Annotated in this window: 10 protein-coding genes and 1 pseudogene; 3 read left to right on the top strand and 8 right to left on the bottom strand. The window is 54.6% G+C overall.

Features of this window, described 5'->3' with window-relative positions; all coding sequences use genetic code 11:
* Positions 1-25: 25 nt before the first annotated feature.
* The 5 genes from AC1EJ1_RS09175 to lepB all read right to left on the bottom strand — a co-directional run bounded on the left by AC1EJ1_RS09175 (position 26) and on the right by lepB (position 11,185).
* Positions 26-6,739, bottom strand: a complete 6,714-nt coding sequence (locus AC1EJ1_RS09175) for a SpaA isopeptide-forming pilin-related protein (protein WP_480295732.1) — start codon at positions 6,737-6,739, stop codon at positions 26-28.
* The gene (locus AC1EJ1_RS09170) at positions 6,732-7,721 is read right to left on the bottom strand and encodes a Cna B-type domain-containing protein (protein WP_480295731.1); all 990 of its coding nucleotides are present in this window, start codon (positions 7,719-7,721) and stop codon (positions 6,732-6,734) included. Before AC1EJ1_RS09170 ends, AC1EJ1_RS09175 begins: the two co-directional genes overlap by 8 nt.
* A 70-nt stretch (positions 7,722-7,791) precedes the next feature.
* Positions 7,792-8,769 (bottom strand): class C sortase, encoded by a 978-nt coding sequence (locus tag AC1EJ1_RS09165; protein ID WP_480295730.1) that lies wholly within the window; start codon positions 8,767-8,769, stop codon positions 7,792-7,794.
* A gap of 17 nt (positions 8,770-8,786) precedes the next feature.
* A complete protein-coding gene (locus AC1EJ1_RS09160) occupies positions 8,787-10,418 on the bottom strand; it encodes a SpaH/EbpB family LPXTG-anchored major pilin (protein ID WP_480295729.1) in 1,632 nt (543 codons plus the stop codon).
* 167 nt (positions 10,419-10,585) lie between these two features.
* Positions 10,586-11,185: a signal peptidase I gene (lepB, locus tag AC1EJ1_RS09155; RefSeq protein WP_285016124.1), complete on the bottom strand. Its 600-nt coding sequence runs from the start codon at positions 11,183-11,185 to the stop codon at positions 10,586-10,588.
* 102 nt (positions 11,186-11,287) lie between these two features.
* Between lepB and AC1EJ1_RS09150 the strand changes: the two genes are divergently transcribed.
* Entirely contained in the window at positions 11,288-12,334 is a 1,047-nt protein-coding gene (locus AC1EJ1_RS09150) for a YeiH family protein (protein WP_058236072.1), read from the top strand.
* Between the two features lie 296 nt (positions 12,335-12,630).
* Here the strand turns inward: AC1EJ1_RS09150 and AC1EJ1_RS09145 are convergent, their stop codons facing one another.
* From AC1EJ1_RS09145 to AC1EJ1_RS09135, 3 genes are all read right to left on the bottom strand, one after another.
* The gene (locus AC1EJ1_RS09145) at positions 12,631-13,260 is read right to left on the bottom strand and encodes a CadD family cadmium resistance transporter (protein WP_058236073.1); all 630 of its coding nucleotides are present in this window, start codon (positions 13,258-13,260) and stop codon (positions 12,631-12,633) included.
* Positions 13,261-13,363: 103 nt separating this feature from the next.
* A complete protein-coding gene (locus AC1EJ1_RS09140; protein WP_480295728.1) occupies positions 13,364-14,170 on the bottom strand; it encodes a type IIL restriction-modification enzyme MmeI in 807 nt (268 codons plus the stop codon).
* Complete coding sequence (locus tag AC1EJ1_RS09135; protein ID WP_480295727.1) at positions 14,167-15,684, bottom strand: type I restriction-modification system subunit M; 1,518 nt, start codon at positions 15,682-15,684, stop codon at positions 14,167-14,169. The genes AC1EJ1_RS09140 and AC1EJ1_RS09135 overlap by 4 nt, the downstream gene beginning before the upstream one ends.
* A gap of 233 nt (positions 15,685-15,917) precedes the next feature.
* Here AC1EJ1_RS09135 and AC1EJ1_RS09130 point away from each other — a divergent pair, with 233 nt between their 5' ends.
* On the top strand, positions 15,918-16,106 hold the full coding sequence (locus AC1EJ1_RS09130) for a hypothetical protein (RefSeq protein WP_058236075.1): 189 nt from the start codon (positions 15,918-15,920) through the stop codon (positions 16,104-16,106).
* 54 nt (positions 16,107-16,160) lie between these two features.
* Positions 16,161-16,556: pseudogene (locus AC1EJ1_RS09125) on the top strand (DUF2254 family protein).
* Positions 16,557-16,675 lie beyond the last annotated feature (119 nt).

Raw genomic sequence — 16,675 nt, 5'->3', positions numbered from 1 at the left:
TCAGATGATGTTCTGCTCTCCTGCCTCATTCCTCCAGATAGCGGCGCCTCTGACGCATTGCCATTGCGGCTGCTGTTCCCACTACCAGAATCATTCCCGCCACCGTGTACATCAGAGTTCCGCTTCCACCAGTTTGTGGGATCTCATATGGCTTGTAGTTCTTCACCAGCATTTGCTCAGAGACTTGTCCAGCTCCGGGCTTGGTCACAACACGGCCGTCCCAGCTGAGGTTGTAGCCTTCCGGCGCTTTCAGCTCACTGACAAAATACTCATCGCCGGCGAGGTTGGCGAATTCCACCAAACCATTGTCGTCTGAGATTGCGCTACGCGTCAGGAAATAGGTCGTGCCATTCTTAACCGTAGTGGACGGCACATTTGCGCCGACCTGGGTCTGAAGCGCCTGGAAGTCATCTGTGCCCATCGCCTCCGACTTTTCTGGTGAGTAGAGGCCGAAGATGGCGCCTGGAAGCGGGTCTGTGCACTCAGCGTTTTCGGCGCACGTATCACCGTCAACTTTTCTGAGTGTCAACTGCCACCTGTCGAGTCTGTTGACCGCCATGAAGTGCATCGACCTGGTCGCGTCGTAGACGAATTCTTGTTGGCCGGTAGTCTCAACTGGCGTCTGCCCAGTCGTGTCTACAAATTTCGTCAGCGTAGCTCCAGCTCCGTCGTCAATCTCCGCGATGTGGTACTTGCCACCAGCGCTCCAGACCCACGGCTCACCGCTCTCGACCCATTGGCCGTTCGCGTAGCTGTATTTGTGTTGCGGAGCTATCTCAATTGGCTCTGACTCGGAAGTTCCCTTGGCAATCGGAACCGTCACCACTGCGAAGTTGCGGTTTTGTGCGGTGAGGACATCCCCGATGGTCTTTCCATCGGCCAGATCCGCATTTGTTATCGGATCTCCGCTATAGACCACGAAGCGATAGCTAGTATCGACAGCGGCAGTTGCAGGTTGTCCCTCGGCATCAACCACGGACTTTCGCAAGGTGATGCTATTGGGAACCTGGACCCCAACTTTTTTCGGGATAGCCTGCAGGACCATGTCCTGAGTGCCGGGCGCTACATAGCTGTAGCCGAAAGTGTTGTAGCCAATGGCTCCCCTGGCCGGATTCTCGCCCGCGGCGATCCTGGCATCGAACCGCACTCGAAGCTTCGTCTTCCCAGGCATGAGTTGTTCACTGCCGTCGCGGGTGTCAAAACTGATTCGCAATGCGCGTGAGCTGGGTTTTTGCAATCCCCATGCGTCGCTGGATGCTCCCGCCCAATCTGTCGCATCGAAGGAGGTCTTGTCTGAGAACTCCGCCTTATAGCGTGAAGGATCAATGAGAGTCCATTCACCTGTCTCTGTTTGTGCTTCCACCACAAGATTCGGACTACTCGCAAAGTCAACCTTGAAATCACTCAATCGATCTGGACCCACCCCGAAGGTATATTTATCTTCAGGTTGTGGCAGATTGTTGATGATCGTCATCTTCTGAAGGGCATCGTCCCTATTGTTTTCGACCTCCATGGTGTAGGTGAAGAGGCTCGACTGCTTCGGCAGCGTAATAAAGTCCGGCGATTGCCCCGAGGTCACCTTGTTCTCTGGATTGTCCTTTTCCTCAACAGATTCAACCGATGATGTGTAGGCATCCTGCGCAATCGGAATAGACGCATCCGCCTGGATTGCGGGCACGTCCGGCACTGACGCCCACTTACAGAGCCTTCCAGTGGTCGTGCTGTAGCAGTAATTGCCAGCCTTCGTCGTGTCCGGTTGAGAACGGTCGTTTTCGTTCGACTCTGTCGGCTGGGCATACTTCATATCGTGGGTTGTCGGCGAGCCGCGTTTAACGTCCGCAGGGTCGAACGTGTCCACCGGAAGAGTGACGTAGCCGCTGTTGTAGACCAGGTGATAGTTGCCGTCCTTCTTCGGGTTCGTGGAACTCACACTCATACGCAGGAACTCGCCCGGCGCAAGCGGGTACCCTTTATTTGCGTAAGAACGGCCGGGGGCGTTTAGAGTCTGTGAACTTTCGATCACTCGCACATTGAGACGTAGCTTTGTGGCAGTCCGTGGGTTTCCGTCCCCATCGTTCATCTGTTGCTCAACGGTATCAAGCCACACATGCGCAATCGCGTTACCCGAACGCAGCGCTAGTGGTTCACCATTTACTTCAATTCTCCCAACGCTTCCCCAAGCGGGAGTTTGCGCAGTTATTTGCGCCGACTGCGGGGTGCCATCGGCGGCGTAGGTCCACTCTTTGAAAGTAATAGGCGAAGTAGCGGAAGCGTCAGAGGAGTATCCCGTGGAGAACTCATTCTGTGATTTCTCCAGGACCACTGCACCCGTGAACACATAGCCCTCGTCGAGCACATCCGAAATGACGTAGTCCTCGATCACCTGGTCGGAATCATTATGCGCGGTGATCGCCCACTCGAGAGTATCCGCATATCCAGCGTAGGCAGGATTTGCAGTTCTTTGCCCGTCGGGTCCGGTCTTAGCAACCACGGACTTAGTCACTCCAGGAACTACGGATCCGCGTACAAGATTGACACCTGAAGTGAGCCACTGGGTATTGTCGTCTCCGCCTACGAATCCGGTGGAGTTGGCCGTCGCTGTATCAATGATGGAGCGGTCACCGTCGTTGAGCGGATTGTTCGCAAACGGCTTGGAGGTGATGCTCACGTCAGGATTGGTTTTCACCCCGGTACCGGCGAAATCGTCAAAAGGCATAGCCAGGCCGTTATGCGCCGTTGGCTGCGTGAGCGACTTTTCGCCCGCGATGGCATAGTACTCGAAAGCAATGGTCTCACCCGAGTTGAGATAGTACTTGCCTCGTGACTCGTCATAGTTCAGGTCCGACCCCTCAAGAGAATTATCGAAACTGAACGTGATGTGGGTTGGATCAACGGGATTGATCGTGGCGTGGACGCTGGCTCTCTTCACCGATGATTCAGTATTGGTCAGCGTCACCGGAACACTGCCCGGCGTGGTCTGCCAGTTCGTGTACTGAATAAAGTCCCCCGAAAACCACGGTCTTTCAGGCGGCTGCGTTTTCCCGCCTGGAAGCACTTTCAGTTTCACTACGGGCTGGGTGGTTTTCGGCGGACGCCAGCCAAACCCCAATGCTCCCTCGTTATCAAAAACAATCACGTCCGACGAACAGGGATGGGAACTGTCACGAGATCTGATTTCGCATCCCTCTTGGGAGACCCGAAGCCCTTCGTCACCGATTCCGGATCCGAATATGAAACCTTCGGGGAGTTTGTCCTGCACATCGTTGAGGTAGAGGCGCGATTCGCCGTCGTTGTGGATAACGCCGTAATATTGCGCGTACTTCACCTGCTTCGTCGCGGTACCTATGGTGCTGTTCTGGTAGAACACGCGTCCATTCAGCCCCGTATCTGGAACCAGAACTGGACCGGAGACGGATGCTGAGCCACTGCTGCCATCGGCATCATGCCATTCAGTCGATACCCCATTCGGTGTAATCCTGCCGGTAGCCACGGTACCCTTTTGAAGTTCTGCACGCGATTCACCTGCAAGATAGTGACTCACCTGAGACTGCGCGTCTTTCACATGCCAGGTATTGAACAGCGACTGGTTCCCGTAGGCCGAGCGATACGCATTCCACTGTTCGCCGGCAGGGAACTTCACCGTCACGTACATATAGGCTGTCTTCGTTAAGGAAATTTTGACATCTTCTGGCCACACGATGAACTGCTGGGTGGGATCCACTTCGCCGTTGGCGGGATTGGCGTTGGTGATCTGCCAGGCGTTCAGATCCCCAGACTCTACGGTCAGCCCATTGTGCTGCGGGATCTCGATACTGACCAGGTCTTTGGTCCACGGCTCTTCGACGAGGCGCTTAGGCAATGCGTCGTAAATGTCTTTTCCAGTGAGCTGGAAGGGTTCCGTTCCCAGACGGGAAAGACCTAACCGATACGTCACGCTGGTACCTGGAGCCAGAGCACTCGCCGATGCCGTTTCGTCCTGGTCCGGAGTTTCACCCCGCTTCGTCACAATACGCTTTTCCGAGGAGAGAGCAGACAGATCCATCTCCGTCTTATCGGTGACTCGAGTATCAGGGGGCATAATCCCGCCGATGTTGATCGCTCCAGGATTGCCTGGCACCGTCGGTTCGAATCCCGTGCGTTCAGGCGCCGTCAAAGTCCGATATGAGACTGTGACAGTGGACGGGCTAGCAAAGTCCTGCGAATTCATATACCAGTAGGTATTTGTCTGCAGACCCTTCTTATCGGCAAGCTGAGTGACTTCGATGCGATCAGCAACGAATGTTTTCTCCGTTACCACTCCTGCGGCGTTCTTTTCCCGGGCAGAGAACACTACTCCCGTGTAAGTTCCTGGTTTGTCGAGAACGTAGTAGGTTGAGCCGTCACGTGTGATGGTTGTGATCCCGTTGGTTCCAGCAAGATGCGAGTTGGCATTTGTAGCCGGGACGAGCAGTACTTGGGAACCGGACAGTGCGTCAACCATTGGCAAGGCGTTGTAGTCCGCTTTGCCGCCCCTTCGCTCGACAGTCAACTGGTAGTCCACGATTGTTCCCGCAGTGATGACGTGTCCGGACTGCTCGACCTTGGTGTTGTTGATATACGCGGCCTTATTGAAAGAAAAGTCCTTTTCTACAGTGACTTTATCGGGTACGTCTTTTCCTTCGATATTCACCGTGTTTGTTGTTGCCGCCTCGTCAGGGTCGGCCTTCGTCATCGACTGGTCCTTAACGGTCGCGCGGACCGCGAGCTTGTATTCCTGACCGCCGTTTACCGTCGGAATTTCCCAGGTGAGGGTGTAGAGGGTATTTTCGCCAACGACCAATTGTTTCAACGCGGCGTTGAGAGCTTCCGGAGTTCCAACCACGTCTTGCGTATTCCCACCCTCACGCATGACGGCAAACTTACCTGCCGAAGTCTTGGTGATAGTAAGGTTGGCTGGTTCTGCCTGTGTGCACTCGAGCTGGCTGTCCGGCGTAGTTCCTTTTCCAGAGGTACTCGTGTGCTGAGCAATGGTAGCTGTACACCATTTGGCGTCTGTGACCTTGATACTCGGAGCTGGTTCTGAGTTGAGCATCTGTGCCATTTGCAAGGGACTGACATAGTACCCCCTGGGCAGGGCATCGATGATTTTGCCCTGGTCCGCGCGCCCTTCATTGACTTTCCAGGGTGAGGTTCCCTCGTTCTTCACGTTGATCGTGAACTCCACCGGGTCGCCACTGCGATAGGTGGCGTTCGGTTGATCGTGGGTCTTGGTTACCGAGGGTTTCGCTCCGTCCGGTTTGACCGGCGTCTCAATAGTCTTGTTCAGTGTCACTGCCGGCGTATGGGAGTAATTCACCTTGAGATCGAAACTGTTTGTAAAATTGAAGATGACATCTTCTGGCGGTACGTATGGACCTTGAGTCGCGCGATCCCACCCCTGTGGCTCCTTGACAAGGAAGAAATCGTCGGCGAACTTGATGGCGAGGTACGTTCCGGCGGTTACCGGCGTATATGAGAACGAAATCTTTCGCCCGTCAGGGCTCACTTTGAATGTGTGGGTATTCCACGCATTTCCGCCAAACCCATTCGAGGCATCAACGCCGAATACGGGGCGTTCCACCCCGTTGACAGTGACGGTTTTGTAAAAGAAGTGGGTGTTGTTGCCTCCAGTCGCATTCCACCCCTCACGCTTGTCGTAGTCGCGAATCTTCTGCTGCCAGTAACCAGCGTTTTGCAGCTGTGGGAGTACTTCTGGATTAATCTCGATGTTTTCGGGCAAGGTCAGGGTGTCGGTGTAGACCAGCTTGCCTGATATCGGATCCTGTCCTACCTTGCTGCTACCCGCAGTAAGCGTCGCGTCTTCCACCTGGTAACGCAGTCCCCTGATGTAGAAACGGCCACTCTTCGGGTTGAAGGCGACTGACGGATCGACGGGTGCGCCCCAGGCCTCTATTTCCCTCTTCCACGTGGCGGCAGCCTTGCTCGCGTCTCGCAACTCTTTGTGAGCCTCAAGTTCGTGACGCTCGGTATCCCAGGTAGCAGAGTGGATTCCGCATGAAGGTGCAGTATCTGCACTCGGCGCAGGGGCAGTGCCTGAGGGCTGATCGATCTCTTCTGCCCAGATGCTCACTGCACCACCCGGAGAGGCAGGTGAATCGTACTTCACCTTCACTGGAAGAGAGAAGGCGTCGCCAATATTCGACCCCGCCACTTCGATGTAATAGAAATTCTCTGAGTTCGGAACCTTGTTGAAGGTATAGGGATTAGTGTTCGGAGCGGTTTGATAATAAGTGGTGCCGACCTCAAGCTTCGCTGAGGCTGCTCCTGCCAATACGTAGCCCATTTTTGGTCCATCGGCTTTAGTCGCGCTCGTTCCCTGAGATTCAGTGTTTTGGAACTGGAAGTAAACACGGTACGTCTTGTTCGGATCTGCGGCAGTGTTGGAAATACCGATGGTTTGACTGAAAGTTTCTCCTGTGAAACGTCGACTTACACCTCCGTCCAGTGCCGGATCTTTGATAGTCTCTTCGCCGTTCCCGCCGTTTTCGTAATCGGTCTTTACCTCGATATCCCCGGTTTTCAGGCTCGTCAGCACAGATGAGGCTGGATCAGCGGGGCAGCCTTCCGGAACCGCTCCTGCCAGCGGGCCGCTCAATGAAGATGCTTGAACACCCAGTCCCAGCATGGTCAGCAGCAGCGTCAATGATCCGATCACCGCCAGATAGCGGCGCCATCCTTGCAGGCTTTCCACTTTAGCCACGATTCGTAGCCTCCATCTGTGAAGAACGACGTTGGTGCTGTTTCACTCCAGCCACAGTGCCAACACCCATGAGAAGCACGGCGCCAGCTATACGCCACGTTTCGCTCGTGCTTCCTGTATGCGATAGCGGCTTATGTGGTCGCGACGGAGGTGGAGTGGGACTGGTGTTGGTCACGATATACGTTTCTCCCACTCGGGTATTGCTCGTCACGTAAGAGGTTCCTTGGAGATTCTCCACTCGCTCTGAGACTGTCCATTGATGTCCTCCTTCGTCGCTCCACGAATATACCCACCCGTTAGCAGCGGATAGTGTGACAACTTCAAACAACTCGCCGTCGCGTAACAGGTCAACGGTAATTTGCGAAGGGCGCTCAGCCTTGTTCCCACCGTCATTCCAATGCTTAGTGATCTTGTATTCGACCCCGTGCGTTGGGCGCGGTTCCTTATCAGTCTTGGCTTCAGATGTCACGTCATAGTTGATTTGCCCGCCCTCATCAACTGTCGGAACTGCGATCAGACTTGGGGCAAATGTGTATGTCCATGTTGCGGTCGTTACCGGTGTTGTGAGCACCAGGTATATCCCGACGTGCACGTCATGGAAAGCTGCAGTTCCGGATTGATCGATAGTGGAGATCGCATCGGGTTGGACATTGTTTGCCTGAAGATATGCGGCGAGGGCGTCTGCCAATCCGGCCCAGTCAGTCGGTTGTGCCGAAGTTGAGGTATGAGTAACGGCCTGGTTCCAGCCAACTGCTGCAGCGTATGGAGAAATGTCTGGGACAGCCGGGTAACCAGCAGCCATCTCCGCTATCCGGTATGCACGTACCTGAACAGATTCGGGCGCAACGTTGTCGTGAACCAAGGTTGGATAGTGCATGGAAAGCGAGCCTGGCGTATCCGGATCGACCTGTGAAAAATCAATCGCGAAAAGCGGCGCAGGATCTGCAGCTGCCGTCGCAGGAAGCATCGAGACAGCCGCCATGCACACACTGGCGAAAAGAGCGTATAACGCTCTCCGGAATTTAGCCGGATATGTCATCTGCTCACGCCTTTCACTTGCGAGATCGCTTATGTTGGTACGTGACACTTCTACGGGTGGAGTGTCTTCCAAAGCCGAATATGAATATTCCGAAAAGAATGACGAAAATCGGTACCGATACAACGGAGGAAACCAGGATCGGATCCACTGTCACGGCATCTGCTGCGACGTAGTCCTGCTCGCCTCCCTCGACTCGGTGCCCTCGTACAAGAAGTCGGTGCGTGTTGATCGCGTACGGAGTACACGTGACAAGGGTGACGTAGTCTCGGTCTGGATCGATACTGAGAGTATTGATTTCCTGTGGCTCAACAACTCTGATCTGGTCAACTTCGTATGTGAGCGAACGGTCGAGGACATGCAGGACAAACCTGTCGCCCTCCACGAGCTGATCAAGATCAGTGAAGAGTCGTGCCGTAGGAAGTCCCCTGTGCCCGGACAGTGCAACGTGCGTTCCGGGGCCACCACCTGGAAGAGATGTTCCCGGAATGTGGCCGACGCCCGCCTGCAAAACCGCATCGTCAACCGTGTGATAGATCGGAAGACTCACTCGAAGTTTCTTGATTTCCAGATGTCCCATCATTGAGTCATCAGTCACGTTCAATAGTGACTTGTAGTAGTCCAATTGTTCGCGGGAAGGATGCATTCGTGAACGGTTTTTGAGCAAATCCTTGTTGTAACTATCAACGGCCTGCCATTGAGCATCGAAATCTTCCTGGCTCATTCCTGCGACAGCTTCATCGTATTGCGCGATTGCACGGCCTTGATGAAGAGTGTTGATGTAGTTACTGATTGCCGGATACAGCAGAATGACCAATCCGGACAGGAACGCGAAAACCAGAAGTACATCTACGAGTTTGCCCCGTGCACGCTTGTTTTTCGTTGAGTTTTCCTGGTCGGGACCATTTGAATGCGTGAGTCGCTCCCCTTTTGATTTCGCACGTCGGGTGCCCGGAGTTTTCTCCGAGCACCGCGACGTACGAGATGCAGTCATCTGTCAAGAACGATGACTTAAGCCTTGCGGCGGCGGTAGATGATACCGATGCCAGCAGCGACCATCAATCCCACACCAAGAACCGTGAAGATCACGGTGCCCATGCCACCGGTGGTAGGCAGGTCTGAACCTGAGGTGTTCTCGATGTCCAGTTTGACGGTGGCGTCATTAACTGTGCCGGGGGCGGCATTTCCGCCTCCGGGCGTAATGTTCAGTTCGGTGAGCTGGCCCTGCCCCTGGTTGTCTTCAGAGTGAGTGGCGGTAATCGTGAACTGGAAGTATGCATCATCACCTGACGGCAGGTTGTATCCGGTAGGAGCTGCGGTCTCACGAAGGAAGTACGTATCGGCATCCAGGCCCTTGATCGTCCATGCTTCGCTTGCGGCTACGGTGAATTCAGTGCCACCGTCACCATCTACCCACCCAGTAATCTTATTGTCGACAATTGTTGCCGACTTCAATTTATCTGAGCTGTACAGACGGAACTTCGCACCGTCCAGCTTGATCGAGGGATCTTTCGAGTCAACCTTTGTTGTGTCCAACTTGTAGGTAAAAACCCATGTGTGATCTTCAGGCGTCTCGCCATCGCCGTCACCGTCGTTGACATTCTTCTGATAAATCACCTTCGACCTGTTGCCGTTGCCCTTATTGTCGATCCGCGCGTTCTCATTGACGGTTGCTGAATAAGTGACGACTACCTTCGAATCAGCACTCAGGGTCGCGCCTGCAGCCTTCGCTGCGGCTTTCAGATCAGCAAAAGAGATCTTGAAGGTGGTACCGCCCTGGTAGTGTCCGCTCTGGTCAGCTGCCGGGTTGGGGCCACTCACTGTATAGCTGCTTGCAGCCACATCTTTCCCGTCGATTGTGACCTTGATGTCGTCGTTGAACGTCAGTCCCTTGGACAGCGTGTCTTCGAAAGCGTAACGGTAAGTGGTGAAGTCAGCGACGTTCGATGGCATCGTACCAGTCAGCGTGAATGGAACTTTCTCTCCGATCTCGTAGTCAGCGGTCTCGCCCTTGGCTTGGGTTGAATCCTCGGTGACTTGCTTGTCGCTTGTCGGAACAGAGCTCTTGGACTGGACAGTCACGTCGTTGACGACCTGCAGAATTGGCGAGGTGAGAGCTGATGCGCTGCTATCTGTATCTTTGATCAGGTAGTAGCCCGGTGCAACTTTCACTGATGTATAGGTGAAAGGAGCTTCGTTGCCGGACTTCGTGAAGGTATCAGCTGGATCCTTTACATGGTCAGTCGCGATCTTCGAAAACTCAGTGACCTCTCCTGCCGAGGCTGTGGCAAGCATATTGGCAACTTCAGCAGCAGTACTGGTAGCTGAGATTCCCTTGGCACTAAATGTGGAGTTAGCTGCCAGCGCGGCAAGCAGGCCCTGCTGATCAACTTGAGCTCCCCACGTGATTGCGGTCAGTTCATTGCTGCCTGCCTTGGGATCACCAGCAAAAATCTGGTAGGCGCCATATGTGTGATCGCCTTCTTGAGAAGTGACTGTAATGGTGTGACCATTTTCCTGGGGCACAGCGTGAGTTGCTGTGCCCGCAAGATTCATTATGCAAAGCGCGAGTGCAAGAACGGCGACGAGTGCGAGAACAACACTCCCACCCCTAACTCGCTTACCTGACGGTAAAGTTTCCATTTTTCCTCCGAAGAACGTGAAGTAGGGACATTGACAGTGTAGCAACGAAAATCCTGAAGCATCTATCACTTCGGCTCGCTTAGCCACCAAATGTCTGCACAGTCGCCCCCCGAAAAGACGGAACTAGCACATTTCAAAGCATAAATATCTGCTCAGCAGGACTTTCGTCACTCTGCAGGTCCCCCGAAACGATGGAGCGGCCATACTGTAAACAACGCCTTCCCCAGGATCTGCTCCTGGGACACAGTGCCGATGACGTTCGAACGACTGTCCACAGAGACGCTTCGGTGGTCCCCTAAAACGAAGAACCTACCTTCCGGCACCTGGTAAGGAAAGTCGATTTCTGAACCGCTTATAGAAATTCCTTGTGTATAGTCTTCATCAAGTTTCATATCGTTAACAATCACCGTGCCGTCATCGTGAATGTCTACCCAGTCTCCCGGCAGACCTATCACACGCTTCAGCAGCACTTTATTGTTGTAATAAAACGCCATGATGTCTCCACGCTCGAAGTGGGACGAATGACTTGCCACGACAAGGTCCCCGTCACTAAACGTCGGCTCCATCGATGTGCCACGTATTTGCAGAACTGAAATAAAAAATGTCGAGATCAGCACGCACACTGCAGCTACGACAACTATCACTTCCAACGCACGTAGGACGAAGCGAGTCTTACGCGAGTAAAAAAAGTCTCGCAAGGATTTCCTGGTCTCCGGGCGACTTTGAGCAGGCTCGTCATCGTATGGCATCTGGGCCGTATTCTCCATTGCGTTCTCCGCTTCGCGTGTACTTCAATGCCCCAATGGTACGTCGCAAGGGCTCAGCGGGAAAAGCTCCGTCATTCTCTGCAGGGCGTGTGGTATACGTGGATGGTGAATTTTTGGACTCACTTCACGCGCCTGCTGCCTGGCGTGCTATACGCCTGTGCAGTCGCAGGTATTGCCTGGCTGATCAACCTGTTCGTGCCATTGCTGTCTTCGATGCTGGTGGCGATCCTCCTCGGTGTTGCCGTGCGCAACACGAAACTGATTCCATCGATCTGCGAGCCGGGCATCGCCTTTTCAGCCAAGACTGTTCTGCGCGCCGGAGTGGTGCTGCTGGGCTTCCGCCTCTCACTACCCGCCATCGCGGCTCTGGGGGCCGGAACGATTGCCACGATCATCTGTGCCGTCGCGGTGACAATGGTGGCGGGGTATCTGCTGACCTACTTCATGCATGTCAGCCATGCGACCGGCATTCTGACAACATCGGGCACCGCAATCTGTGGAGCCTCCGCAGTTGCCGGCATCTCCCCCGTTGTTTCTGCGCGCAGTCATGAGGACGCCGATGATGCCGTGGCCACCGCCATTGCATGTGTAACGGTTTTCGGAACAGTCGCCCTCGTCGCTTTGCCGACGGCTGCCCACGCGCTGAACCTGACGCCCACGCAGGCCGCCGTGTGGCTGGGGGCGTCCATTCACGAGGTCGGCCAAGTTGTCGCGGCTGCGAATATTTACGACCCTTCCGTTTCTGACCTGGCAACGGCCGCCAAGCTTGGCCGCGTGGTATGCCTGGCAGTCGTGGTCGCAGTGGTGGGCATTGTGGAGCGCCGCGTGGTGGAGGTGCGCCATGAGCATGCGCACAAGGCAAGCTCGAGTACGCGCCCGCCTCTGGTTCCAGGGTTCGTCGTCGGATTCCTCATCGCCGTCGTCGTGGCCTCCCTGTTTACAGGCGTACCCGCTGCGAGCAGCGTTTTCAGCACCCTGGGCGGCACGATGGCCACGTTGTTGCTGACAGTGGCGATGGGCGCGATGGGTGCGGGTGTGAACCTGCGGAACGTGATTCAGTCAGGCGGGCGTGCGCTTGTGCTCGGCGTGATCCTCAGTGCATTGATCGCGGCTGTTTCGCTGGGGTGTGTGATCCTTCTGGTTGACTGACGGCGGCATTCCTGCTGGAGTGCCACAGCTTGTCTGGGCAGTAACATTGCGGAACACAATCGAGAACGCTTCAGTGATACAGAAAAAGCGGCTACCGCACGTGTTCTGCGCAGCGTGAACAAAGCCACCCAAGTGGCTCCTGTAAGAAGGCAAGAGGGACTGCTGCCGTGTTCGCTGGCTGTTTCTATCGTCGCCATCCGCGCACACCTCACCGCACGGTCTCGTCTGAGAAGACGCCACTATCGAATCAATAGTGTTGTCGTCTTGCTCGCCAGGTGAAGACTTATCGGCTGAGGTCAGATCGTGCTAGGAATTATGGGGGGTAACGCGTTGAGGGTCCATAGGTACGCGAAGGTCCCGTTTTCAACGAGGATGTAGATGCCAAGTCCGATGAATACGATCGGTACAATGATTCTCTCGTATTTTTCGACGGTCTCGCCGATAGCCGGTACGGAAGCCAGGCGCTGCGACAGCACGCATAGCCCCTGAATCCCCAGAGCGAAGACTGCAACGATAATCAGAATCTGGATGACGGTTTTTCCCGTGAAATAGGGGACGTAGATTCCGACGTTGTCTCCGCCCATTGCGAGTGTGAGACCGGCGAAAGCGAGGATTGTCGAGCCTTTCTTGCTCAGTTGTTCTTCTATCTCATCCTCGTCCACGTCCTCATCGACCAGAACCGCTCGTATGCCAAGTGCGATCGGAATGAGGCCCAGCAGACCGATCATCCATTCTTGTGGGATGAAGTTGAGAAACCAAGCCGCAACAAGGCTGACTGCCACGAGGATTCCGGTGCCAAGGTACTGCCCGAAATAAACTGATTTGCGGTGCTGTTTTCCCTGGGTGGCGAACAGGATAGTCAAAATGAACAGGTAGTCGATTGATGTCGACACGAATACCAGTGCGGCTGAAAGGATAATGTCCACAGCTTGCTCCTTCCATCTCGGGTTCGCTTGCAGCTGATGATGTGTTCGGATGGCCTACGGATAACGGAGCGAGCGCTGGGCCAGTGCGTGGGCCCGCGATCACCTACGCAGTCGCCTGTGCGTACAGGTCGAACAAGTGCGCGACGATCTTCCGCTCGTCACCGTCAAAGTCCACACCATACGCAGCTTCAACCGCTGCATCAAGTTCGTGATGGGCGCGGGTCAGCGCCGGGTACAGCCACGCATTGTCTGGATCGTACAGGTCAGCCAATGCTGCGCCCTGGTATTGATCCCGCGCATCAAGAACCGCCTGCGCCTTTTGCTCAACGAGTGCACGCTGCGCATCATTAGCCTGCGGCCACACAAAATTGTTGTACACGATGGTATTGGCGTAGCGGTAGCGCATTTCAAGACGACCTGCCACTGTTCGCATCCAGGCATTGTGGAATTGAGAGGTAAAAATGCCGAAATCATAGATTGATGCATCGGCGACAAAGTACAGCTGATTCCCGGGAATCATTCCATTGCTCACGAATCCGACCGGTATATACTTTCGACGCTCCGACGAAACCGGAGGCACACCAATGAATCGGTCTCCCTTCGGCGGTCTCACTTCATCAAAGAGCCACGGAGTTTCCGCCTTCTTCCGAGTGGCGGCCTTTGTCGAATTTTCTCTAAATTCTTTTACTTTGCGTACTCGTTCAAGAACATGCGGCATTGAGCGCAATTCCTGCGGCGTGCAATCAACAAGCCACAAACAATATCGTTTCTTACCTTTGATGAATTCTTCACCCATCGAGAAGCGGCGTATCCATTTTTCAGCCGCCGGTTCAACTTTCAGCAGCTTGTCTTTTTCATGCTCCCACATCAGGAGGTTTCCATTCTCAGTGGGTTTTCCTCCAGCACTCATGGGAGGCACGTCGCACAGCGGCTTGCTACGTCGTCCGATAAAGACATTCGCAGCGTCAACAAGATACCCATTGATATTGTCAACCGATCGTGAGACGCCCTCATCAATTTCCTGAACGTCAAAAAGCACCTTTTTTTTCGCGCAACATAGCTGAAGCCGACGATGACGACATGGACGTGCGCCTGATCACTCGCCTCGTTACCCCACACAAATGATCGATGCGCAAAGTTGATGGTGATTCCGCGTTCGAAGAGCGGTCGCCACAATGGCGCCACCTGCTGACCCTGACAGATCGAATTCGTGGAGACAAACGCAGCTTCGATAGACGTCCCCTCCATGTAGTCCGCCGCTTTGCGGTACCAACCAGCGACATAATCCAGCAAACCGTGCTGCTTCATGCCGTCAAAGACCAGCTCCATATCTGCTCGCTGCTGAGCAGATTTATTCGAGTAGCCGATGAAAGGCGGATTCCCCATCACAAAGCTGCATCGCTGAGCAGGCAGAACGCTCTGCCAGTCCATCGTCAGCGCATTGCCTTCGTGAATGGAAGCCGAATCTCGCAACGGGAGGTCGTCGATCTCACGCAAAATGATCGTCTCGGATTCAATGTTTGCCTGCAGCTCCGCAATCCACAGGGCCGTGCGCGCAACAGACACCGCGAAGTCGTTGATCTCAATCCCGTAAAACTGGTGCAGCGACACTTTGACCGGACTGTCTCCAACCTCCTCGAAGTCGAGCATCGTCTGGTTACGAAGCAGCTCGCCTATAACGACGTTCTCCAAGCGCCGCAGCTCAATGTAGGTTTCCGTCAGAAAGTTGCCGCTGCCGCACGCTGGATCATACACGCCGTTCACCTTGGTTTTACCCACCAAAGTTAGGCGCGCAAGCAGTTCAGAAACGTCCTGCGGGGTGAAGAACTCGCCACCCGACTTGCCTGCTGAAGATGCGTACATTGTCATCAAGAACTCGTAAGCATCCCCAAACATGTCAATCGAGTGAGAGCTGAAATCACCAAGTGGTAGATTCCCAATCTCATTCAAAATCCGCACCAGCTTCGCATTACGAGCCGCCACGGTATTACCAAGCTTCGCGCTGTTCACATCCAAGTCATCGAACAAGCCTTTAATGTCGCCCTCTGACTGGGAGCCAACAGCTGAACCCTCAATATTGCGAAAAACCTGCTCAAGCCGCTCATTCAAATCCGGGTCAGAAGCCGCGTTCTTGCGCACGTTCTCAAAAAGTTCGGAAGGGCGAATAAAAAAGCCTAGTTCTGCAACCGAACTATCGCGACCATACTCGGCTAGATCATCGGGAAGTTGAACGTAGTCAAAATCGGGATCCGTCTCGCGCTCCAGCCGGTTCACGTGTTGAACAAAACGTTCGGAAATGAAGCGGTAAAACAGCATGCCGAGCACGTACTGTTTGAAATCCCAGCCATCTACCGACCCGCGTAGATCATTAGCAATACGCCAGGTAGTCCGATGTAGCTCTTGTCTTTGAGCCTCACTACCCACAATAAACTCCCGATACCACTAACCAGTTTAAACGCCGCAACGGGCCACTTTCATAAGGATATCGAGAGAGTAGGACAAAGATTGCGCGCAACATGCACTAAAGCAGTTTGGCCGGCCACACCCCCTTGAATACTCCTTAAAGTCAACGCGCAGAAGCGGGCGGTCGGGCACGCGGCCTCATCCAGTTCTACGGCGCGGGGCACGCCGGTAGGTTCGCCGGACGCCTCGTCCAGGTGCAGAACCTACCGCGTAACTATCTGCCTGACCTCGACGCGCTCGAACTGCTCTACGACTCCGTGCCAGACACCCTGAGCCAGTTGATCCGTGCCACGTTCATCCCCAACGCCGGATGCCGGTTCATCGTCGCTGACTACTTCGCGATTGAAGCCCGTGTCATCGCCTGGCTCGCCGGAGAAGCATGAACCCTGGCAGCGTTTGAACAAGGCAAGGATCTGTACTGCGAGACCGCGTCGCGCATGTTCGGCGTCCCCGTCGAAAAACATGGCATCAACGCTGAGCTGCGCCAGGTGCTCGATATCGGCGTACGAGCCTTGAGTTCCGGCGTCAACGATCCGACTACGGTCTTCCGCACCACCGGGCAGTGCTAAACCAGCCTTCGAGACCTGGTTGAGAACCCGATCTACCCGCAGGTTAAGCGCGACGAGAACGGCAGGCTACTGGTCTGGGCGGTCGCGAGGGAACTCGAGGAGATAATTGACGACTTCTGCGGCGAGATACGTCGCAATGGTTCCGACGAACCCCTAGTAGTGATCTCGCTGCTGCAGGTTCTCGAATCGGTTTATAGCGTCGCCGACCAAAAACATCAAGCGCTTCGTTGTCAAGCAGCAGAAGCGAATCATTGCGGCTGCTGAGAAACATATCGAGGACCCGGTCGACCTAGAAAGTGTGAAGAAGGCAGCCTGGGAGAAGGATCTGCTGAAGGATCCCTCGCCAGAAAGCGGCGTCTAAAGATAAAAGCTGCCCCTCCGAG

This window comes from Pauljensenia sp. C0170B4, assembly GCF_056590235.1.
Note: the sequence above shows the minus strand (reverse complement) of the source record. Positions and strands in the feature narration are given on the sequence as shown.

Bases quoted from the DNA above. Each gene is read 5' to 3' on its own strand.
- AC1EJ1_RS09160 (WP_480295729.1), bottom strand. From the start codon at position 10,418: ATGGAAACTTTACCGTCAGGTAAGCGAGTTAGGGGTGGGAGTGTTGTT.
- AC1EJ1_RS09150 (WP_058236072.1), top strand. From the start codon at position 11,288: ATGGTGAATTTTTGGACTCACTTCACGCGCCTGCTGCCTGGCGTGCTA.
- AC1EJ1_RS09165 (WP_480295730.1), bottom strand. From the start codon at position 8,769: ATGACTGCATCTCGTACGTCGCGGTGCTCGGAGAAAACTCCGGGCACC.
- AC1EJ1_RS09170 (WP_480295731.1), bottom strand. From the start codon at position 7,721: ATGGCGGCTGTCTCGATGCTTCCTGCGACGGCAGCTGCAGATCCTGCG.
- AC1EJ1_RS09140 (WP_480295728.1), bottom strand. From the start codon at position 14,170: ATGAGTGCTGGAGGAAAACCCACTGAGAATGGAAACCTCCTGATGTGG.
- lepB (WP_285016124.1), bottom strand. From the start codon at position 11,185: ATGGAGAATACGGCCCAGATGCCATACGATGACGAGCCTGCTCAAAGT.